Here is a 21,797-nt window from a genome sequence, read left to right on the forward strand (position 1 = left end):
TAGCTACGTTCGGACGTGATAACCGCTGAAAGCATCTAAGCGGGAAGCACACTTCGAGATGAGGTTTCCATCACCCTGACGGGTGGAGAGGCTCCCAGCTAGACTACTGGGTTGATAGGCCGGACGTGGAAGCACAGCAATGTGCGTAGCTGACCGGTACTAATAAGCCGACAACTTAACAAAACCCAAGTTTCATCGCTCTACATATGCTCGCGTCCACTGCACGGTTCCTGACCCACAACCACCCAACAGGCAAGGTTGTGACATGGTCAAACATGTTACGGCGGTCATAGCGTCAGGGAAACGCCCGGTCACATTCCGAACCCGGAAGCTAAGCCTGACAGCGCCGATGGTACTGCACTGGGAACGGTGTGGGAGAGTAGGACACCGCCGGACCACCATTCACGGAAGGGCCCGCCCACCAGGGCGGGCCCTTTCCGCATGTCCAGGGCGGGGCCGCCCGCGCGGACCTGCAAGAATGATGCCCCAGGCTGCAGACGAGAGGACACCCGTGAACCAGGAACGCCCGGTCTCCGGCCCGCGCCCCGAGGGGCGCGAGCGACGGGACGACGGTCGCGGACGCCGGGGAGAGCGGCGGGGTCGCGACGACGGCGCCCGCGAGCAGCAGGGCCGGGGCGGTCCACGGGGCGGGCCCGGGGCCGGACGCCCGTCGCGCGCGGACTCCGCGGACCGGTCGGACGTGCGCCGGCCGACCAGGATCCCCGAGCCCCCGCTGCCCGAGGACGCCGACGCCGGTGGGCTGGACCGCTCGCTGCGCAGCGAGCTGCGGACGCTGAGCAAGGAGAACGCCGAGGGCGTGGGGGGCCACCTGGTGATGGTCGGGCGGCTGCTGGACGCCGAGGACTACGAGCTGGCCCTGGCCCACGCGGAGGCGGCCGCCCGTCGCGCCGGGCGCGTCGCCGGGGTCCGGGAGACCCTGGGCGTCGTCTACTACCGCCGGGGTGAGTGGGCCAAGGCCCTGGCCGAGTTCCGCACGGCTCGCCGGCTCAGCGGGTCCCAGCACCTCCTGCCCCTCATGGCCGACGTCGAGCGCGGTCTCGGGCGCCCGGAGCGTGCTGTCGAGCTGGCGGCCTCGCCCGAGGCGGCCCGTCTCGCGGCGGCGGAGCAGGTGGAGCTGGCGATCGTCGTGACCGGCGCACGCGCCGATCTCGGGCAGCACGCCGCCGCCGTCCAGCACATCGAGCGGCTGGCCCGGGCGAGCACGGCGCGGCAGCCGTGGGCGGCCCGCGTCCGCTACGCCTACGCGTCGGCGCTGGAGGGTGCGGGCCGGGTCGACGAGGCACAGGAGTGGTACGCCTCGGCGGCCGAGGTCGACGTCAACGGCGAGACCGACGCCGCGGAGCGGCTCGGGACCAGTGACGAGGCCTGGGTGGTGGACCTGGGCGACGACGACCCGGTCGAGGGCACGGACCGGTCCGGCGCGGGCACGGCGTCCCGCCACGCAGGTGAGGGCCGCGGACGCCCGGAGAACCGGTCGTGATCTCCGGCCTCCTCTGCGACCTGGACGGCGTGGTCTACCGGGGCGACCAGGCTTGCGCGGGGGCCGTGGAAGGGTTGAGGAGCGCCCGCGACGCGGGCGTGGACGTGCTCTTCATGACGAACAACGCCTCGCGGACGCCCGAGACGGTCGCGCGCCATCTGACCGACCTGGGGGTCCGCGCCGAGGAGCACGAGATCCTCACCGCCTCGCAGGTGGCGGCGGAGGTGCTCGGGGAGGAGCACCCGCAGCTGCTGGGCTCCGCCCCGGTCCTCGCCGTGGGCGGGGAGGGCGTGGCGCGCGCGCTGCGCGACGCCGGCTTCGCGGTGATCTCCCCCGAGGAGATGGCGGCGGCCGCTGAGCAGGACGGGGCGCCGGAGGTGGGCGCGGTGGTCCAGGGCTACGGACCCCGGCTAGGGGTCACCGACCTCACCGAGGCCGCCTACGCGGTCCGCTCCGGTGTCCCGTGGATCGCCACCAACGACGACGCGACCCTGCCCACCGCGCGCGGCCTGGCGCCGGGCAACGGCTCGCTCGTGGCGGCCGTGGCCCACGCCACCCAGCGTCGCCCGAGGGTCGTGGGCAAGCCGCACCGCCCCGCCTACGTCGTCGGCCTACGCCGGCTCGGCCACCCGCGCGAGCAGACCCTCATGGTGGGGGACCGGCTGGAGACCGACATCGCCGGTGCCCGGGCGGCCGGGCTGCCGAGCGCCCTGGTCCTAACCGGGGTCTCCGACCGGGCCGAGGCGGAGGCGGCGCCCGACGACCAGCGTCCCGACCACGTCGCGAGCACGCTCCTGGACCTGGCCGGTCTGTGGGGTGCCACGTGAGCGGCGGAGCAGGCCCAGGTGCCCGGCCGCAGGAGGGGTCTGACGGGCCTACCGCCCCGACCGACCTCGCCCCGACCGACCTCCAGGCGACTGGGGCTCCGCCCGCCACGGGGGACGACGAGGTCGACGCGACCCTGCGGACCCTGCGGCGTGGACTCGACGAGGGGGACCCGGCGTCGGTGGCCGACGCCCTCGCCACGGCCCACCGGTCGCTGCAGGCCCGGCTGACGAGCCCGGATCCCGACCAGCCCGGCTCGGCAGGGGCCAGGCCGCGGCCCCGGTGAGCGTCCGGCTGGACCGTGCGCTCGTCGCCAGGGGTCTGGCCTCGAGCCGCACCCAGGCACAGCTGCTGGTCCGGGACGGCCTCGTCCGGGTGGGTGGACAGACCGTCCGTCGGCCCGCGCACCCGGTCTCCGCGGACGACGACGTGCGGGTCGAGGGGTCGGGAGCCGGCACCGAGTCCGCCTGGGTGCGCCGCGGCTGGGTCGGGCGTGGGGCGGTCAAGCTCGCGCACGCGCTGGAGGCGTGGCCGGAGGTGGCCGAGCGGGTCGGCGGACGCGCGGCTCTGGACGTCGGTGCATCCACCGGCGGCTTCACCCAGGTGCTGCTCGAGCGCGGGGCGGCCCGCGTGGTGGCCCTGGACGTGGGCCACGGACAGCTCTCCCCGGTGCTGCTCGAGGACCCGCGGGTGGAGGACCGACCGGGGCTCTCGGTGAGGGACGCGACCCCCGGGCCCCTCGGGGGTCCCTTCGAGGTGGTGGTCGCCGACCTGTCCTTCATCTCGCTGTCGGTGGTGCTGGCGCACCTCGCCGGGCTCGCCGCTCCCGGTGCCGACCTCGTGCTCCTCGTCAAGCCGCAGTTCGAGGTCGGCGCGGACGCTCTCGGTCGCGGCGGGGTCGTGCGGTCCTCGGCGCAGCGCGAGCGCGTGCTCCAGGAGCTCGACGCGCAGGCCCGCGAGCACGGCCTGTCCCCGCAGGACCTGCTCCTCTCCCCGTTGCGCGGGGCCAGCGGCAACGTGGAGTACCTCTGGTGGCTGCGCCGGTGCGCCCACCCGGGCCCCTGCGGGGACGGGGGAGGCATGATGGGCTGTGCACCAGGGCGGACCGGTATGGCCGCCCTGATCAGCGCCCGAGCACAGGAGGACGGATGAGCCGGCGGATCATGCTCGTGACCCACCCGACGCGGTCCGACGTCCCGCACCTGGCGAGCGAGTTCGCCGAGCGGCTGGGCCGGCACGGCATCGAGGTCGAGGTCGTCCCCGAGGCGGACCCCACCCACCAGGTGGTCGGCGACAGCGAGGTGGTCGCCCTGAAGAGCCCGGTGCCGGGGCACGTCGACGCCTCGGGCTGCGAGCTGGTGGTCGTCTTCGGCGGCGACGGCACCATCCTGCGGGGGGCGGAGATCGCCCGACCGGCCGGGACGCCGCTGCTGGGGGTGAACCTCGGGCGGGTCGGTTTCCTGGCCGAGGCGGAGAAGGACGACATCGAGGTCATCGTGGCCCGCATCGTCGACCGGGACTACCACGTCGAGCGGCGGATGACGCTGGAGGTCGACGTCGTGCACGACGGCCGGGTGGTCTGCCACAACTGGGCCCTCAACGAGGCGAGCGTCGAGAAGTCCGCCCGGGAGCGGATGCTGGAGCTGGCGGTCGAGGTCGACGGACGACCGCTGTCCACCTGGGGCTGCGACGGCGTCGTCATGTCCACCCCCACGGGGTCGACCGCCTACGCGTTCTCCGGTGGCGGGCCGATCATCTGGCCCGACGTGGAGGCGCTGCTCGTCGTCCCCATCTCCGCGCACGCCCTCTTCGCACGTCCCGTGGTCCTCGGTCCGGACGCCCACCTGGCCGTCGAGGTGGTCCCCCACAGCCACGTCACCGGCGTGATGTGGTGCGACGGGCGGCGCACCGTCGAGCTCCCGCCGGGTGCGCGCATCGAGGTGCGACGGTCCACGACGCCGGTCCTGCTGGCGCGGCTCGGGACCGGCGCCTTCACCGACCGTCTCGTCGCCAAGTTCGCCCTCCCGGTCTCCGGGTGGCGCGGTCCCGCCGGTGGTCCGCCCGAGGTCACGGCGTGACCCTGCGGCGCATCCGGCTCCAGCAGCTCGGGGTCATCGAGGAGGCCGAGCTCGACCTGGCCCCCGGCCTCAACGTCATCACCGGCGAGACGGGCGCCGGCAAGACGATGGTGGTCAGCGGCCTGGGGTTGCTCCTGGGCGAGCGCGCCGACGCCGGCCTGGTGCGCGCCGGGGCCTCCCGCGCCGTGGTGGAGGGTGAGGTCGACGTGCCCCGGGAGCACCCCGCCGCCCGGCGGGTGGAGGAGGCCGGGGGTGACGCCACGGACGGGCTCATCCTGGTGCGCACGGTGGCCGCCGAGGGCCGGTCCCGCGCCAGCGTCGGGGGACGCAGCGCACCCGTCTCGGTCCTGGGGGAGGTCGGCGAGCACCTCGTGGCGGTCCACGGCCAGGCGGACCAGTGGCGGCTCCGGGACACCGAGCAGCACCGCGTCCTGCTGGACGCCGCCGGCGGTTCCGACCTCGCCGCGGCCGCCGAGACGTATGCCGCGGCCTGGCAGGAGTGGCAGCAGGCCCGGGCGCGGTGGGCCGAGCTGACGAGGACGACCGCCGAGCGCTCGCTCCGCGTGTCCGCCCTGCGCACCGCCGTGGAGGAGATCGAGCGGGTCGACCCGGCGACGGGGGAGGAGTCCGACCTCCGTGCGGAGGCGGACCGCCTGACGTATGCCGAGGAGCTGCGCCAGGCGGCGCACACCGCCCACGACGCGCTCGTCGGGGGCGACCCCGCCACCGGTGCGGCGGACGGACCGTCGGTCTCCGGCCTGCTGGGGACCGCGGTCGCGGCCCTCGGTCCGGCGGCCGAGCACGACGAGGAGCTGGCAGGGCTGCAGCGCCGGGTGCAGGACCTGCTCTACCTCGCGAGCGACCTCGGGCCGGAGCTGGCGGGCTACGCCGCCGGGGTCGACGTCGACCCGGAGCGACTGGAGTCCGTGCACGCGCGGCGCTCCGAGATCGGCGCGCTCCTGCGGCGGTATGGCTCGAGCACCGAGGAGGTGCTGGCCTTCGCCCGACGGGCGGCGCAGGAGCTGCACGACATCGACGTCTCCGACGACGACCTCGCCACCCTGGCCTCGGAGGTGGCCCGGTTGCGGGACGAGACGGGGCGCCGCGGCGTCGAGCTCGGCGCCCTCCGACGGGCGACCGCCGAGCGGGTCGCGGCGACGGTGACCGAGGAGCTCGCCCACCTGGCCATGGGTTCGGCGACGGTCAGCATCGAGGTGGGCCACCGCCGGCCCGAGCGGCCGGCGGGGGCGGAGGGCCCGCAGGACGGCCCCGGGGAGCCGGTGGTCGAGCTGGCCGACGGGTCCCTGGTGCGGGCCGGCCGCTCCGGCCTCGACACCGTCGAGATCCGGCTGGCCGCCAACCCCGGAGCCCCCGCACGATCCGTCACCAGAGCGGCCTCGGGAGGAGAGCTGTCCCGCGTCATGCTCGCGCTCGAGCTGGTCTGCGGCGACGGGTCGGTCCCCACCTACGTCTTCGACGAGGTCGACGCCGGCGTCGGCGGCGCGGCCGCGCTGGACCTGGGGGCGCGCCTGGCACGGTTGGCGAGCACCGCGCAGGTCGTCGTCGTCACCCACCTGGGGCAGGTCGCCGCGCACGCCGACCGCCATCTCGTCGTGCGCAAGAGCACCGACGGGCAGGTCACGAGCAGCGACGTGAGCGTCGTGGAGGGGCCCGAGCGCGAGGCGGAGCTGGCGCGCATGCTGGGCGGGGTCGCCGACTCCGACGCGGCGCTGGAGCACGCTCGGGAGCTGCTCTCCCGTCGTGCGACCATTGACGCCGGATGAGCACGAGGCGCCGAGCGAGCACCCGCCACGCCGGTCCCGTGGTGGGCCCGGCGCGGGTCGACGCGCGCACCAAGCGGCTGACGGCGCGGCTGCAGCCCGGGGACGTCGCGGTCATCGACCACGCCGACCTCGACCAGGTCAGCGCCGCCGCCCTCGTCGCCTGCGCGCCGGTCGCGGTCGTCAACGCCGCCTCGTCCACGACCGGCGCCTACCCCAACATGGGCCCCCAGATCCTCCTGGAGGCGGGCATACCGCTCATCGACGCCGCCGGCAGCGAGGTGATGAGCCTGCCCGAGGGGACGACCGTCACCGTCACCGGCGAGCAGGTCCGGGCCGACGGAGCCGTCGTCGCGGAGGGGGTCCGGATGACGCCGGAGCTGGTCCGCGAGCAGCAGGAGGACGCCCGAGGCAACCTCTCCGAGCAGATCGAGGCGTTCTCGCACAACACCATGGAGTATGTCCGCGCGGAGCGCGAGCTGCTGCTGGACGGCATCGGGGTCCCCGAGCTGCGCACCAGCTTCGCCGGGCGGTACGCCCTGGTGGTCGTGCGCGGCTACCACTACAAGGAGGACCTGCAGACCCTGCGTCCGTTCCTGCGCGAGGCCAGACCCGTCCTCATCGGCGTCGACGGCGGGGCCGACGCGCTGCTGGAGATGGGTCACACCCCGGACCTCGTCGTCGGCGACATGGACTCGGTGTCCGACGCCGCGCTGACCAGCGGCGCCGAGCTGGTCGTGCACGCCTACCGCGACGGCCGCGCCCCGGGGTTGGAACGGGTGCAGGCCCTGGGGGTCACCGACGCGGTCGTGCTGCCGGCGCCGGGGACGAGCGAGGACATCGCCATGCTGCTGGCGGACGAGCTCGGGGCCGAGCTCATCGTGGCGGTCGGCACGCACGCGACCCTGGTGGAGTTTCTCGACAAGGGCAGGCAGGGGATGGCCAGCACCTTCCTCACCCGGCTGCGGGTCGGGAGCAAGCTGGTGGACGCCAAGGGGGTGAGCCTGCTGTACCGGTCGCGGATCCCCACGGTGTCACTGGTCTGGCTGGTGCTGGCCGGGTTGCTGGCCCTGCTCGTCGCCCTGGCGGTCACCCCTGGCGGCAGGGCCCTGCTGGGCGTGCTGGCCGTACGATGGGACGACGTCTGGGCCTGGATGGAGGGGCTGTTCTCACCGTGATCGACTTCCGCTACCACCTCGTGTCGCTGGTCGCGGTCTTCATCGCCCTGGCGGTCGGGATCGTGCTGGGCGCCGGCCCGCTGCGCGAGGGCATCTCGGACACCATCGACGAGGAGGTCGGCCAGCTGCGCACCGAGCGGACCGAGCTGCGGACCGAGCTGGACGTGCGGGCGCGGCAGGCCGAGGCGAAGGACGAGGCCGTCGACCTGCTCAGCCCGCGCGGGGTGGCCGGCACCCTCAACGGCACCCGCGTGGCCCTCGTGGTGCTGCCCGGGGCCGACCGCAACCACGTGGCCCTGCTGGAGGACCGTGTCGCCGAGGCCGGCGGAGCACTGGTGCTGGAGGTCGAGGTCGACGACTCGCTGGACGCCGGGGAGGTCGACGAGGCGGTGGTCGACCGGCTCGCGAGCACCGTGGAGGTCCCGGAGGTCCGGGGTCTGGACCAGACCGGGCTGGGTGCGCTCCTCGGGGCCACCCTGGCAGGGTCGGACCCGGACGGCGACGTGGGAGCCTGGCTGGCGTCCGCCGAGCAGCTGGAGGAGGAGGGCCTGCTCGACCTGCGTTGGCAGGGGCAGGCGGCGCAGGTCACCGACCGTCGCCCCCCGGACGCCATGGTCGTCGTCGGGGGCGGGCTGCCCGAGGGGGACGACGACGCGGCACCGGAGGCCGAGACCCGGCTGAGCACCCGGCTGGACCTCGTCCGCACGCTGGCCGCCCTGGAGCAGCCGCTGGTGGTCGGGGCGGCCGGCACCGAGACTAACGCGCTGGCCGACGGCGGCGGCGAGGACGCCCTCGTCCAGGCCATCCGTGACGAGGGGGACCTCCGGGACGAGGTCTCGACCGTCGACGACCTGGAGAGCGCCAGCGGCCGGGCGGCGGCGGTGCTCGGGCTGGCCTGGGAGCTGCAGGGGGAGGCCGGGCACTACGGGCTCGGCCGCCAGGCGGAGGCACCGGTGCCGGCGCCGCCGCCGCTGCGGCTCGGCGTCATCCCGGGCACCGACGGGCAGGCTCCCGCGGGCGAGCCGGTGCCCGACGACGCCGAGACCACGTCGGCCCCGTGACGTCGGCCGGCCCCACCGTCGGTCCCATGACCTCGGCCGGCCCCCCTGTCGGTGCCGTGACCTCGGCCCGCCCCACCGTCGGTGCCGGGGGTCCAGCAGGCCCGCCCGCCGGCGCCGTCGGCGGCGCGGCCGCAGCGCTCACCTGGGGGGTGCGCCGGCTGGACCGCGGCGGCCTCCTGCCCGGTGGTGGCCGGCGCTGGGTCCGGGTGAACCACCGCGGCGACGAGGTGACGCTGGTGGAGGGGGTGGCCCTGGCGATCGGCACGGCGGCGCCGCTGGCCCTGGCCGAGCCCGCCTCGGCCGTGGCGGTGCTGCTCGCCGCGGGCGGAGGTGCCGTCGACGACCTGGCGGGAGACAGCGGCGTCAAGGGGCTGCGGGGGCATCTCGGCGCCCTGCGGCGGGGGCGGGTGACCACCGGCGCCCTCAAGATCGGGGTGCTCGTGACGGCCGGCGCCCTGGCCGCCTGGGAGGCCGACCGCGGCCGGGGACGGGGGTCGTCCACCCTCGCTGCCGCCGGGGTCGTCGCCGGTGCCGCGAACCTCGCCAACCTGCTGGACCTGCGCCCCGGCCGGACGCTCAAGGTCGCGCTCCTCGTCGGCCTGCCCCTGGCGCGCACGCAGCCGGCGGCGGCGGCCTGCTCGGGCGCCGCCCTCGCCGCCCTGCCCGACGACCTGGGCGGCCGGAGCATGCTCGGTGACACCGGGGCCAACGCCGTGGGCGCGGCCCTGGGGGTGGCCGCGGTCCGCCACCTGCCGCCCCGGGCCCGCTGGACCTGGCTCACCGTCCTGGCCGGCCTGACCCTGCTCAGCGAGCGGGTCAGCTTCTCCCGGGTCATCGACGCGACCCCCGGCCTGCGTCAGCTGGACCGCTGGGGGCGCCGATGAGCTCGTCCGGACCCGGACCACGACCTGGGCCGGGAACGGGGCCGAGCAGCCGGATCATCGGGCAGGGGCTGCTCGCCGCGGCGGGCGTCGTCGCGGCCACCACCCTGCTCGCCCGCGTGGCCGGGGTCGCCCGCTGGGTGGTCTTCTCGGAGGCGGTGGGGACGACCTGCCTGGGGCAGGTCTACACCACCGTCAACCTCATCCCCAACGTCGTGTTCGAGATCGCGGCGGGCGGGGCGCTCGCCGCGGTGGCAGTCCCGCTGGTGGCGCGGCACCTGCAGGACGGCGACGAGGACCGCGCGGACCGGACCGCCTCGGCGCTGCTGGGGTGGGCGCTGGTCGTCCTCGTGCCGCTCGGGCTCCTGGCGGCGGTGCTCGCGGGGCCGATCACCTCCGCGCTGCTCGGTGCCGGCGACCCCGGTGGCTGCGACCCGGACGCGGCCCAGCGGGCCGGCCGCCTCATGCTGCTGCTCTTCGCGCCCCAGGTGGTCCTCTACGGCATCGGCATCGTGGTCACCGGGGTGCTGCAGGCCCACCGGCGCTTCCTCGCCGCCGCGCTCGCCCCGCTGCTGTCCAGCCTCGTGGTCATCGCCGTGTACCTGCTCGTCGGCGCCACCGTCGACGCCGACGTCCCGCTGGACGAGGTGCCGGACCGGGCGCTGCTCCTGCTGGCCGGCGGCACCACCGTCGGGGTGGTCGCGCTCAGCCTGCCGCTCCTGCTCCCGGCCGCCCGCGCCGGGGTGCGGTGGCGTCCCACCCTGCGCTTCCCGGCCGGCTCGGGGCGCCTCGCGGGCGGGCTGGCGCTCGCCGGGCTGGTGACCGTGGGGACCCAGCAGGTCTTCACCGTGGTGGTCATCCTCGTGGCCAACAGCACCGGTGTCGGCGGGATCACGGTCTGGACGTACGCCCAGACCGTCTACCTGCTGCCCTATGCCGTGCTGGTGGTCCCGCTGGCCACGGCAGCCTTCCCGCGTCTCGTGGGGGAGGCGGCGCGGACCCGCGCGGTCCTGCGCCGGACCGCCACCGCGGTGGTCGCGGCCGCGGTCGCCGGCGCCGCCGCCCTGGTCGCCGCCAGCGGCGAGGTGGGGGCGGCCTTCCTCGCCCTCGACGCCGGTGCCGGGGGAGCCGGGCGGGAGGCGTTGGGAGCCCTGCCCGCCGCCCTGGCCGTCCTCGCGCCCGGTCTCGTCGGGTTCGGCCTCGTCGCGCTGCTCACCCGGGCGCTCTACGTCGCCGGCCGGCCCCGCGCGGCGGCGGTCGGAGCCGCCTGCGGCTGGCTCCTCGCGGCCCTCGTGGGTCTCCTCGGGGCGGAGGTGGCCGCCGCCGACGGTGTGGCCGGGGTCCTGGTGCTGCTGGCCGGCGCGTCGTCGGTGGGGATGCTCGTCTCGGCCGGCGTCCTCGCCTGGTCCACCCGGGTGGCGTGGGGGCCGGGGTCGCTCTCCGGACTGCCCCGCGCCGTGCTGGTGTCCCTGGCCGGCGCGCTGGTCGGGGTGCTGGTCGCCGTCCAGCTGCCAGGGGCGTCCGACGCGTCGGAGGCACGGACGACGCTGGCGGTGGCGGTGGCCCTGGGCGTGCTGCGGGGGGCGGTCGCCGCCGCGGGGGTGCTCGGCGTCGTCCTGCTGCTGGACCGGGAGGCGGCGGCGCCCCTGCGTGAGCGGGTGCGGATGCGGAGACGACCGCCGGAGGGGGACCGGTGAGGGTGCTGCTGGTCGTCGGGGTCGTCGGAGGCGGCGTCGGTCGACACGTGCGCCAGCTCGCCGTGGAGCTCGTGGGCGCCGGTCAGGCCGTGGTGGTGGCCTGCCCGCAGAGCGTGGCGGACCGGTTCGACCTGGTCGCTACCGGGGCCCGGGTCCAGGCGGTGGAGGTCGGCGTCGGCTCGCCGGGCGACCTCGCCCGCTCTCACGCCCGGTTGCGACGCCTGGCCCGGGGCGCGCAGGTGGTGCACGCCCACGGCGTCCGCGCCGGAGCCGCTGCGGCCCTGTCCGTCGGCCGAGGGCGGTCCCGTCGGGTCCCCCTGGTGGTCACGAGCCACAACGGTCCTCCGGACGGGCCTGCGGCATCGTGGACGTATGCCGCCCTCGAGGCCCTGGTCTGCTCCCGGGCGGACCTCGTGCTGGGGGTCTCGTCGGACCTGGTGGAGCGGGCCCGGCGGCGCGGTGCGCGGGCCACGGGCCTCGCGGTGGTCCCCTCCTCGGCGGCCGCTCCGGCCACCGACGCGCAGCGTGAGCTGGCCGCGCGGGAGCTGCGCGCCGAGCTCGGGGTCCCGGACGGAGCGGGGGTGGTCCTCGCGGCGGGCCGGCTGGCCCGCCAGAAGCGGGTGGACCTGCTCCTGGACGCCTACCGCCGCCTGCGCGAGGATCCCCGACTCGGGTCTTCCCCGGTCCTGGTGGTGGTCGGCGAGGGACCCCTCGCCGCCGCCCTCCGCGAGCAGGCGGCGAGCGGCGGGGGCGACGTGCACTTCCTGGGCCACCGGCAGGACGTCCCGCGGCTGCTCGCCGGTGCGGACGTCGTCGTGTCGTCCGCGGACTGGGAGGGGCAGCCGTTGGTCCTGCAGGAGGCGCTCGCCGCCGGCGCCCCGGTCGTCGCCACCGACGTGGGGGGCACAGCGGACCTCCTCGGCGGGGCGGGGGTGCTGGTGCGCCCGGGCTCGTCCGCCGAGCTGGCCGGGGCCGTCGCCGGTCTCCTCCTCGACCCCGGGGCCCGGGCGGACCTCGCCCGACGGGCCCGCGACAGGGCGGGCCGGCTGCCGACCAGGCTGGACGCGCTGGAGGCGGTGCTCACGGCATACCGAGGAGTCCTGCCCGGACCGGACACCCCTGTCGACCCGACCTTGCGCGCCGCCGCGCTGAGGGCACCCCGCGTCGACCTCGAGAGCAGGACCGCGCTGCTCCTGGCACGGTCGGTGACCGCCCTCGTGCCCGGCCGGCGGGTCGCGTCGGTCAGCCGGCGCGTGGTGCGGCACCACGGCGTCCGGCTGCGGGTCTACACGCCGTCGCGTCCGTCCGGCGCCGGGCTGCTGTGGATCCACGGGGGTGGACTGGTGCTGGGGTCGGCCGCGATGGACGACCGGCACTGCGGCCAGACGGCGCGCGACACCGGGGTCACCGTGGTCTCGGTGGACTACCGCCTGGCGCCGCGGCACCCCTTCCCTGCGGCGCTGGACGACTGCCTCACGGGGTGGCGGTGGCTGCGCGCCCACGCCGCGGAGCTCGGCCTCGACCACGGGCGCCTGGCGATCGGCGGGCAGAGCGCCGGCGGCGGGCTCGCCGCGAGCCTCGTCCAGCGGGTCGTCGACGGGGGAGACCCCGTGGCGGCGCAGTGGCTCTTCTGCCCGATGCTCGACGACCGCACCGCCGTGGACCGCGACCGGGACGCCGTCGGCCACCTCGTCTGGGACAACCGGTCCAACCGCGTCGGCTGGTCGGCCTACCTGGGGGCGGCCGTGGGAGCCCCGTCCCTCCCGCCGTACGCCGCACCGGCCCGTCGGGAGGACCTGAGCGGCCTGCCCCCGACCTGGATCTCGACCTCCGACATCGAGCTGTTCTTCGACGAGGACACCGACTACGCCCGCCGGCTGCGCGCCGCGGGCACCGACGTCACCCTCGAGGTCGTGGCGGGCGCGCCGCACGGCTTCGAGGCGTGGGCGCCCCGCCACCCGCTGGCGCTCGAGCTCCTGGCCACCGCCCGGTCCTGGCTGGCGGACCGCCTCGCGCCCGGGCCTGCGTGACCTGCACGGCACCCCGGCGCGCCACCCCCGGTGACGCGCCCGGTGACGACCCCTGTCCCGGACCGCGCGGACGTCACGTAGGATGCAAGCCCGTGGCCGAGACGACGACGAAGCACATCTTTGTGACCGGAGGCGTCGCCTCCTCGCTCGGGAAGGGACTGACGGCCTCGAGCCTCGGGTTCCTGCTCCGGAGCAGGGGGCTGCGGGTGACGATGCAGAAGCTCGACCCCTATATCAACGTCGACCCGGGCACGATGAACCCCTTCCAGCACGGCGAGGTGTTCGTCACCGAGGACGGCGCGGAGTGCGACCTGGACATCGGGCACTACGAACGCTTCCTCAACACCGACCTGTGGGGCCGGTCCAACGTCACCACCGGGCAGATCTACAACGACGTCATCGCCAAGGAGCGGCGCGGCGACTACCTCGGCGACACCGTCCAGGTCATCCCGCACATCACCAACGAGATCAAGGCGCGCATGCGGGCGGCCGCGGACCGGCCGCCGGGGGAGCGACCCGACATCATCATCACCGAGGTCGGGGGGACCGTCGGCGACATCGAGTCGCTGCCCTTCCTCGAGGCCGCCCGGCAGGTGCGCCACGACATCGGCCGTGCCCACTCCTTCTTCCTGCACGTCTCGCTGGTGCCCTACCTCGCGCCCAGCGGCGAGCTCAAGACCAAGCCGACGCAGCACTCGGTGGCGGCGCTGCGGCAGGTCGGCATCACCCCCGACGCCCTGGTGCTGCGCGCCGACCGGGAGATCCCCGAGGGCATCAAGCGCAAGATCTCGATGATGTGCGACGTCGACTCCGACGCGGTGGCCGCGGCCGTGGACGCCCCCTCGATCTACGACATCCCCAAGGTCCTGCACACCGAGATGCTGGACGCGTATGTCGTCCGGCACCTCGGGATGCCGTTCCGGGATGTCGACTGGTCGGCCTGGGACGCGCTGCTCGAGCGGGTGCACGAGCCCGAGCACCGCGTCGAGATCGCCCTGGTCGGCAAGTACGTCGACCTGCCGGACGCCTACCTGTCGGTGACCGAGGCCATGCGCGCCGGTGGGTTCAAGCACGACGCCAAGGTCGACATCCGCTGGGTGGCCTCCGACGAGTGCCGCACCGAGGCGGGGGCGGCCCGGGCGCTCGGCGGCGTCGACGCGATCCTCGTGCCCGGCGGGTTCGGCGTGCGCGGCATCGAGGGCAAGATCGGGGCGCTGCGCTGGGCGCGGGAGCGGCATGTCCCGACGCTCGGCATCTGCCTGGGACTGCAGGCCATGGTCATCGAGCACGCACGGCACGTCGCGGGCATCGAGGGCGCGAGCTCCACCGAGTTCGACCCGGACACCCCGGCGCCGGTCATCGCGACGATGGAGGAGCAGAAGTCCTTCGTCGAGGGCGCGGGGGACCTGGGCGGCACCATGCGGCTGGGGTCCTACCCGGCCGTCCTGACCGAGGGGTCGGTCGTGGCGGAGGCCTACGGGACCACCGACGTGACCGAGCGGCACCGGCACCGCTACGAGGTCAACAACGGCTTCCGCGACCGGCTCGGGGCCGCCGGGCTCGTCGTCAGCGGCCAGTCGCCGGACGGCGGCCTGGTGGAGTTCGTCGAGCTGCCCCGCGAGGTGCACCCCTACTACGTCGCCACCCAGGCGCACCCCGAGTTCAAGTCGCGGCCCGACCACGCGCACCCCCTGTTCGCCGGCCTCGTCGCGGCGGCGCTGGACGCGCAGCGCAGCCAGCGGCTCGTCGAGGTCGAGCGGCAGCGCCACCACGAGATGCCCGACTGATGACCCTCTCCGCGCCCCGGCTGGGCCTGCCCGAGCTCGTCGACCTTCCCGGGTCCCGCCCGGTGCGTAGCACCGAGGTGGCGATGCGGGGTGCCGTCTGGGACGTGCACCGCGACGAGGTCGAGCTCGACGACGGTCCGGCGAGCCGGGAGTACGTCCACCACACCGGCGCGGTCGCCGTCCTCGCGGTGCGCGAGGACCGGGGTGAGCCCGAGGTCTTCGTCATCCGGCAGTACCGTCACCCCATCGGCGTCGAGGACTGGGAGATCCCGGCGGGGCTGCTCGACGTCGAGGGGGAGCCGCCGGTGGAGGCGGCGCGCCGGGAGCTGGCCGAGGAGGCCGACCTGCGGGCCGACCACTGGGAGCCCCTGGTGTCGTTCACGCCCTCGCCGGGCGGGCTCGACGAGACCATCCACGTCTTCGTCGCCACCGGTCTCGCCGACGTCCCCGAGGCGCAGCGGCACGCCCGGGAGGGCGAGGAGGCCGGTATGCCGTCCGGCTGGGTCAGCCTGAGCGACGCGGTGGCCGCCGTGCTGGGTGGGCAGGTGCACAACGGGCCGCTCATGCTGTCCGTGCTGGCGCTGCACAGCAGGCGGGGTTCGCCGGGCTGAACGCCCGCCCCCGGCGTGCCCGGGATGCTGGTGGCCGTCGAGTGTGCCAGGGTGACGTGGCGTCATACCGGGTGATCCTCGCCGTCGGCAAAGGAGCGGACATGCAGCCACTGGTGCTTCGGAGTGCCATCATCGCGGCCCTGGGGGGCCTGCTCTTCGGGTTCGACACGGCGGTGATCTCGGGCACCACCTCGGACCTGACCGAGGTCTTCGGGTTGTCCGGGTTCGCGCTCGGCTTCACCGTCGCGACGGCCCTCATCGGCACCGTCGTCGGTGCCGCCTACGCCGGGCTCGGCAAGCCCGCCGACCGGTTCGGTCGCAAACCGGTGCTCATCGTCATCGGCGTCCTCTACGTCGTCTCCGCGCTCGGGAGCGCCCTGGCGACCGACTGGGTCGTCTTCATGGTCTTCCGCTTCATCGGCGGTCTCGGGGTCGGTGCGGCGACCTCGGTCGCACCGATCTACAACGCGGAGGTCGCACCTCCACGGCACCGTGGGCGACTCGTCGGGCTGTTCCAGTTCAACATCACCGTCGGCATCCTGCTTGCCTACCTCTCCAACTTCGCCATCCTGAGCCTCTTCCCGGAGGACACCGCCTGGCGCTGGATGTTCGGGGCCGAGGCGCTCCCGGCGCTGGTCTTCGCGCTCCTGGTGTTCCTCGTGCCCGAGAGCCCCCGGTGGCTGATGGCGGTGGGCCGGGACGAGGAGGCCCGGGAGGTCATCGACCAGCTGACCGCGGACGAGGAGGAGGCGCGGGTGCAGCGCGAGGAGATCAAGGAGGCGCTGGAGACCGAGGGGGACAGTGCCAAGGTGCCCTTCTTCACCTCGGGGCACCGCAAGGTCATCCTGCTCGCCTTCGCCATCGCCGCCTTCAACCAGCTGGGCGGCATCAACGCGGTGCTCTACTACGCCCCGACCATCTTCGAGAGCGCCGGTCTGGGCGAGAGCGCGGCCTTCCTCAACAGCGCCGGCGTGGGGCTCGTCAACCTGCTCGCGACGATCCTGGCGCTGACGCTCATCGACCGGGTGGGCCGGCGCTTCCTCATGCTCGTCTGCTCGGCCGGGTACGTGCTCACCCTCGGCCTGCTGACGGTGCTGTTCTTCGCCTACGAGGGGAACTTCACCGGGGTCACCAGCGGTCTGGTGGTCGCCAGCATCATGCTCTTCGTCGGGGTGCACGCCTTCGGGCAGGGAGCGGTCATCTGGGTGTTCATCGCCGAGATCTTCCCCAACGCCATCCGCGCCCGGGGCCAGTCCTTCGGGGCGCTCACCCACTGGACGTTCGCGGCGGCGATCTCCTGGTCGTTCCCCGCGATCGCCGGGAACCTGGGCGGCGGTGTCGCCTTCCTCATCTTCCTCCTCGGTGGGGTGGCCATGACGTTCTGGACGATCAAGGTCATGCCGGAGACCAAGGGCATCCCGCTGGAGGAGATGGAGGAGACCCTCGACCTCGCCGGCAGCGCCGCGATGAAGGCGGGGTAGAAGGTCAGACCGCCGGGGCGTCGGCGCGGGGGGCTGCTGCCGGCCCGGACGACGCCGCGGTGGTCACCCGCTCAGAGGGGGATGACGGTGACCCCGAGCAGCCAGGTGAGCAGCTGGCTGCCGGCCGTCAGGACGAACGAGCCGAGCAGCAGGATGGCGAAGCCGTAGCCGCCTGAGGACCGCTGCTGCGGCCTCGGCGCGCGGCGGTCTCGCCACCCGCCCTCCTCCCAGATCGCGTAGGCCAGCACCCCCAGGCCCGCAGGCAGGCCGATGAGCCAGAACCAGAACCACCGGGTGCCGTGGACCGGGGCGGCTCCGAAGACCACCCGCACCAGCATGCTGACGGCCAGCACCAGGCCGAGCAGACCGTGTGCCTGCAGGATGCGTCCAGGGGCCACCGAGGCGACCGTGGACGGCAGCCCGCTGGTCACGAGGTCCTCCTCGATCCACGTGACCTCGGCCTCCGTCCAGGACCCCCAGCTGTTCACGCCGGGGATGACGTGGCCCGGCACCACCAGGCGTGGGCGCGCGCCGGCCACGGTGTAGACCACGGAGGTCGTGCCGGTCTGCAGGTCCTCCACGGAGCCCGGCGCGAGCTGCTGCTGCGTCCACCACCCGGTGCTGGAGGAGCTGCCGCCGGGTCGGTCCTCCACCAGGGCGTAGCTCGTCATCCTGCCGGACGACAGGTCCTCCACGGCCTGGCTGTGGTCGACCATCTGGAAGCCACCCACGAGCGAGAGCCCGGCCCAGGTCGCCCAGAGCAGGATGACCACGACTCCGGCGAGCCGGCGCCCCCACCGCGTGAGCCGTACGTCACGGCCGGCGGGGTCGGTCCCAGGCACTGGCACCGACGCGGAGTCGACCAGCGGGGCACGACCCGGTTCCTGCCCATGCTCGTCCGCCGCACGTCGCACGTCTCGCTCCCACCCCATACCTGAGGATGGCACGTCGTCACGCCACCAGCAGGTCGACGCGGCCCGGCGCTGGTCTCGGGCTCCGCTCGCGGACCCGTAGACTGGTCCGGTTCCCGGGGCGGCGTGACGACCCGCCGGGGTGGACGGTGAGGCGCACGGCATACCTCGCCCGCTCGCCCCTCCCGGGAGCCGCGCGTCCGGCGGAACCGACGAGAGGCCGAGGTCCCCTCGGCGAAGGTGTGGTGGCACCGCGACCTGGCCCCCGCCCACACCTCCCGGGCTGCTCAGGCGGGCCGGGTCGTCGCATCCTCAGACCTCCGGCGCGCCGCACCGAGAGGAGAGATCATGCTTCGCACCCACGAGTCGGGCACCCTTCGGCCCGACCACGTCGGACAGACCGTCACCCTCACCGGCTGGGTGGCCCGACGCCGCGACCACGGCGGCGTCGCCTTCATCGACCTGCGGGACGCCAGCGGTGTCGTCCAGGTCGTCGCCCGGGACGAGGTCCTGACCGGGACCGCGCACGACCTGCGCAGCGAGTACTGCGTCAAGGTCGTCGGTGAGGTCACCACGCGCGCCGAGAAGGACGTCAACCCCGAGCTGCCGACCGGCGGCGTCGACGTCGTGGCCAGCGAGATCGAGGTGCTCAGCGCCTCGGCCCCGCTGCCGTTCCAGATCGACGAGCGGGTCAGCGTCGGCGAGGAGGCGCGCCTGCGCCATCGCTACCTGGACCTGCGGCGTCCCGGCGCCGGCGCGGCCGGGCAGAACCTGCGGCTGCGCTCGCGGGTCAACGCGGCCGCCCGCACCGTGCTCGCCCAGCGTGACTTCGTCGAGGTCGAGACCCCGACCCTCACGCGGTCGACGCCGGAGGGCGCCCGCGACTTCCTCGTGCCGGCTCGCCTGCAGCCGGGCAGCTGGTACGCCCTGCCGCAGAGCCCGCAGCTCTTCAAGCAGCTGCTCATGGTGGCGGGGATGGAGCGCTACTACCAGATCGCCCGGTGCTACCGCGACGAGGACTTCCGTGCCGACCGGCAGCCGGAGTTCACCCAGCTCGACATCGAGATGAGCTTCGTGGAGCAGGACGACGTCATCGAGCTCGGTGAGGCCGTCGCGGCGGAGGTGTGGCGGACCGTCGGGGTCGAGCTCACCACGCCCTTCCCGCGGATGACGTATGCCGAGGCGATGCGCCGGTACGGCTCGGACAAGCCCGACCTGCGCTTCGGCGTGGAGCTGGTCGAGTGCACGGACTACTTCGCCGACACTCCCTTCCGGGTGTTCCAGGCGGAGTACGTCGGGGCGGTCGTCATGCCCGGCGGCGGCAGCCAGCCGCGTCGTCAGTTCGACGCCTGGCAGGAGTGGGCCAAGCAGCGCGGGGCCAAGGGACTGGCCTACGTCACCGTCGGTGACGACGGGACGCTGGGTGGGCCGGTGGCCAAGAACCTCTCGGACGCCGAGCGCGAGGGGCTCGCGGCGCACGTGGGCGCCGAGCCGGGTGACTGCGTCTTCTTCGCGGCCGGTGCGACCAAGCCCTCGCGGGCCCTGCTGGGCGCGGCCCGCCAGCAGATCGCCGAGCGCGTGGGTCTGGTGGACGAGGACGCCTGGAGCTTCGTATGGGTCGTCGACGCGCCGCTGTTCGAGCCGGCCGGTGACGCCGTCGCGGCGGGGGACGTGGCGGTGGGTGCCGGGGCCTGGACCGCCGTGCACCACGCCTTCACCTCGCCCAAGGCGGAGTTCCTGGACTCCCTGGAGGAGGACCCGGGAGCTGCCCTGGCCTACGCCTACGACCTGGTGTGCAACGGCAACGAGATCGGCGGCGGTTCCATCCGTATCCACCGGCGCGACGTGCAGGAGCGGGTCTTCGCGATCATGGGCCTGTCCCCGGAGCAGGCGCAGGAGAAGTTCGGCTTCCTGCTCGAGGCGTTCAAGTTCGGCGCACCGCCGCACGGCGGGATCGCCTTCGGGTGGGACCGCATCGTCGCCCTCCTGGCCGGGACCGACTCGATCCGCGACGTCATCGCCTTCCCGAAGTCCGGTGGCGGCTTCGACCCGCTGACCGCTGCTCCGGCTCCCATCACACCCGAGCAGCGCAAGGAGGCGGGCGTGGACGCCGAGCCCGAGGAGGAGGGCGCCACGGCCTGAGGGCTGCTTCTCCGGGCTTTTCGAGGGTTGCCGGAAAACTGCCTGGGACGCCCGTCCGGTCGTGTCGCGGCCGGGCGGGGCCCGGGCGGGTGGGGTCGCGCGGGCAGAAGGTCAGGGAGGCGCCTGACCTCCGGTCCCGGACGGCAGCATCGGTGACCGACCCTGGTCGGATGCTGTCGGGAGTGGGCCCTCGGCGGCTGCCATCGGCAGGCCGGCCTCGGCGGTGGACGGCGAGATCCTCGGCAGGACCGCGCTCGGGCGGAGGTAGAGCGTCGGGGGCACGGCGGTCTGACGCGGTCGCTCCCGTCCCTGGTTGCACCGCTGGCACAGCCCTTGGCCGTTGTGGACGTCGGTGGTGCCGCCGTCGCGGTGACGCACGCGGTGGTCGATGTGCCGGATCGGCGCCCCGCACCAGGGGGTCCGGCAGTAGCGGTCCCGGCTGACGATCAGCGCCCGGTGGGCCTCGCTGAAGAAGCGACGCCGGGTGTCGCGGGCGAAGACCTCGCCGGTCAACGGGTCGGCGTAGAGCCGTCGGACGAAGACCCGGGCGGCGGCCACGTCCTCAGGGCGCGGCTGTGCGGCGTGGGGTGGTGAAGGAATGACCTCCGCCGCGCCGTGGTGGAGCAAGCACGACCAGCCGGTGCAGCGTGGGCCACCGGGACAGAACTGCCCGGAGTCACCATCGCCTCTCGAGCATGCCGGGGCCCCCTCTACACCGACCTGACCGGGTGGTGTCAGCAGGTCGCGTGCCGTCTGCGCAGGGAGCGGGCCGTAGCCGTCGAGATGGGCCGCCACCGTGTCTCCGGCCATGAGCGAGGCGTCGGTCAGGACGAGGCTGAGGTCGATGTCCGGCAGGGTCGAGGGGTCACGCCCGGTGACGTTCGCATAGAGGGTGTCGGCCATGATCCTGCCCTGGCTGCGCTCGTCCCCCGAGGCGCGGAGCAGCTCGGCGTGCCGCTTGAGCGCGGCGTAGACCGCGACCCCCTGGGCCGCCGGCAGCATCGCGGAGATGACGCACATGGCGTCCGGTGCGGGGCGAACCGAGACGTAGGCGTCCTCGGCCGCCCTGGCTGCCCGCCGCACGTGCGCCTGCGGGTCCAGCTCGTAGACGAGGGCGGTCACCGTGGCCCGCAGCTGTCTCGTGGACAGGCCGGCGAGCCGACCGACGAGCTGCTCGTCGATGAGCCGACGGTCCTGGGTCGACAGGCAGGTCGTGGCCCGGGTGACGACCTCGGCCTGATGGGCGTCGATCACGCCGTCCGTCAGGGCGGTCAGGGTGCGGGGCATCTCCCGGGCCAACGCCCGGGAGCAGGCCAGGCGGTTCGAGGACCGGGCGGGGGAGACCTTGCCCGCGAGAGCGAGGTCGTCCGCGACTCCCGATCCGACGTCCGCGGCAGCGACCCCGTCGGCCTCCTGCTGCTGCCGCTGGGACCGGTCGAACTCGTCCGAGAGCACCGCGTGCGCGGCGGCGGACGCGCGGTTGAGGTCCTCCAGCGCGCGGATGAGCTCGAGGCGCTCGGCGTCGGACGCGTCCGGGCGCGGGAGCGCGAGGCGACCGGCCAGTGCACGGATCTCGGCCCTCTGCGCCGGCACCCCTCGCACCGGGGCACCGCCTGGTGCCGGCACCTGTGCCGCCTGCTCGACGTCTGGTCGACCCCTCACGTCCCCACCCCCTCGATGGTTGTCGTCCCAGCATATCGAACATACGTTCGACCGTCAACCCCGAGAAGGAACCGGTGAGGCCGGGCCAACGGCTGGGGAACAGCACGTCCCCGGCCGGCAGGGCCGTCACCGACATGCTGACGCATCGCGGCTGTCGGGGTGTCGGACGGC

General features: G+C 74.6%; 17 protein-coding genes and 2 rRNA genes. 17 read left to right on the plus strand and 2 right to left on the minus strand.

The features are described 5' to 3' along the window. The 16 genes from Q0967_RS07070 to Q0967_RS07145 all read left to right on the plus strand — a co-directional run. A 23S ribosomal RNA gene (locus Q0967_RS07070) occupies positions 1-183 on the plus strand; the annotation flags it as partial. Between the two features lie 96 nt (positions 184-279). Continuing rightward, positions 280-396: ribosomal RNA gene (gene rrf, locus Q0967_RS07075) — 5S ribosomal RNA — on the plus strand. Between the two features lie 115 nt (positions 397-511). Then, positions 512-1,501 carry a lipopolysaccharide assembly protein LapB gene (locus tag Q0967_RS07080; RefSeq protein WP_298749696.1) on the plus strand — a complete coding sequence of 330 codons (990 nt, stop codon included), beginning with the start codon at positions 512-514 and terminating at the stop codon, positions 1,499-1,501. Further along, complete coding sequence (locus Q0967_RS07085) at positions 1,498-2,328, plus strand: HAD-IIA family hydrolase (protein ID WP_298749694.1); 831 nt, start codon at positions 1,498-1,500, stop codon at positions 2,326-2,328. The genes Q0967_RS07080 and Q0967_RS07085 overlap by 4 nt, the downstream gene beginning before the upstream one ends. Next, on the plus strand, positions 2,325-2,612 hold the full coding sequence (locus Q0967_RS07090) for a hypothetical protein (RefSeq protein ID WP_298749692.1): 288 nt from the start codon (positions 2,325-2,327) through the stop codon (positions 2,610-2,612). Before Q0967_RS07085 ends, Q0967_RS07090 begins: the two co-directional genes overlap by 4 nt. Next, the gene (locus tag Q0967_RS07095) at positions 2,609-3,478 is read left to right on the plus strand and encodes a TlyA family RNA methyltransferase (protein WP_298749690.1); all 870 of its coding nucleotides are present in this window, start codon (positions 2,609-2,611) and stop codon (positions 3,476-3,478) included. The genes Q0967_RS07090 and Q0967_RS07095 overlap by 4 nt, the downstream gene beginning before the upstream one ends. Continuing rightward, the gene (locus Q0967_RS07100) at positions 3,475-4,404 is read left to right on the plus strand and encodes an NAD kinase (RefSeq protein ID WP_298749688.1); all 930 of its coding nucleotides are present in this window, start codon (positions 3,475-3,477) and stop codon (positions 4,402-4,404) included. Before Q0967_RS07095 ends, Q0967_RS07100 begins: the two co-directional genes overlap by 4 nt. Then, positions 4,401-6,188 carry a DNA repair protein RecN gene (recN, locus tag Q0967_RS07105; RefSeq protein WP_298749686.1) on the plus strand — a complete coding sequence of 596 codons (1,788 nt, stop codon included), beginning with the start codon at positions 4,401-4,403 and terminating at the stop codon, positions 6,186-6,188. The genes Q0967_RS07100 and recN overlap by 4 nt, the downstream gene beginning before the upstream one ends. Beyond that, a complete protein-coding gene (gene steA / locus Q0967_RS07110) occupies positions 6,185-7,363 on the plus strand; it encodes a putative cytokinetic ring protein SteA (RefSeq protein ID WP_298749684.1) in 1,179 nt (392 codons plus the stop codon). Before recN ends, steA begins: the two co-directional genes overlap by 4 nt. Then, positions 7,360-8,424 (plus strand): copper transporter, encoded by a 1,065-nt coding sequence (locus tag Q0967_RS07115; protein WP_298749682.1) that lies wholly within the window; start codon positions 7,360-7,362, stop codon positions 8,422-8,424. The genes steA and Q0967_RS07115 overlap by 4 nt, the downstream gene beginning before the upstream one ends. A 26-nt stretch (positions 8,425-8,450) precedes the next feature. Beyond that, positions 8,451-9,308, plus strand: coding sequence for a hypothetical protein (locus Q0967_RS07120; protein ID WP_298749680.1), 858 nt, complete (start codon positions 8,451-8,453; stop codon positions 9,306-9,308). Continuing rightward, on the plus strand, positions 9,305-11,002 hold the full coding sequence (locus Q0967_RS07125) for a lipid II flippase MurJ (protein ID WP_298749678.1): 1,698 nt from the start codon (positions 9,305-9,307) through the stop codon (positions 11,000-11,002). Before Q0967_RS07120 ends, Q0967_RS07125 begins: the two co-directional genes overlap by 4 nt. After that, a complete protein-coding gene (locus tag Q0967_RS07130; protein WP_298749675.1) occupies positions 10,999-13,032 on the plus strand; it encodes an alpha/beta hydrolase fold domain-containing protein in 2,034 nt (677 codons plus the stop codon). Before Q0967_RS07125 ends, Q0967_RS07130 begins: the two co-directional genes overlap by 4 nt. Positions 13,033-13,124: 92 nt before the next feature. Then, entirely contained in the window at positions 13,125-14,819 is a 1,695-nt protein-coding gene (locus Q0967_RS07135) for a CTP synthase (protein ID WP_298749673.1), read from the plus strand. Next, a complete protein-coding gene (locus tag Q0967_RS07140; protein WP_298749671.1) occupies positions 14,819-15,430 on the plus strand; it encodes an NUDIX hydrolase in 612 nt (203 codons plus the stop codon). The genes Q0967_RS07135 and Q0967_RS07140 overlap by 1 nt, the downstream gene beginning before the upstream one ends. A gap of 101 nt (positions 15,431-15,531) precedes the next feature. Then, positions 15,532-16,911 carry a sugar porter family MFS transporter gene (locus Q0967_RS07145; protein WP_298749668.1) on the plus strand — a complete coding sequence of 460 codons (1,380 nt, stop codon included), beginning with the start codon at positions 15,532-15,534 and terminating at the stop codon, positions 16,909-16,911. Positions 16,912-16,982: 71 nt separating this feature from the next. Here Q0967_RS07145 and Q0967_RS07150 read toward each other — a convergent pair whose 3' ends face one another. Beyond that, a complete protein-coding gene (locus tag Q0967_RS07150; RefSeq protein WP_298749666.1) occupies positions 16,983-17,759 on the minus strand; it encodes a hypothetical protein in 777 nt (258 codons plus the stop codon). A 411-nt stretch (positions 17,760-18,170) separates the two neighbouring features. Between Q0967_RS07150 and aspS the strand changes: the two genes are divergently transcribed. Next, positions 18,171-19,964: an aspartate--tRNA ligase gene (gene aspS, locus Q0967_RS07155; RefSeq protein ID WP_298749664.1), complete on the plus strand. Its 1,794-nt coding sequence runs from the start codon at positions 18,171-18,173 to the stop codon at positions 19,962-19,964. A 111-nt stretch (positions 19,965-20,075) separates the two neighbouring features. On the opposite strand, the gene Q0967_RS07160 is transcribed toward aspS, so the two are convergent. Further along, positions 20,076-21,626 (minus strand): HNH endonuclease signature motif containing protein, encoded by a 1,551-nt coding sequence (locus tag Q0967_RS07160; RefSeq protein WP_298749662.1) that lies wholly within the window; start codon positions 21,624-21,626, stop codon positions 20,076-20,078. Positions 21,627-21,797 lie beyond the last annotated feature (171 nt).

Source organism: uncultured Serinicoccus sp. (assembly GCF_947500995.1).
Taxonomy (GTDB): domain Bacteria; phylum Actinomycetota; class Actinomycetes; order Actinomycetales; family Dermatophilaceae; genus Ornithinicoccus.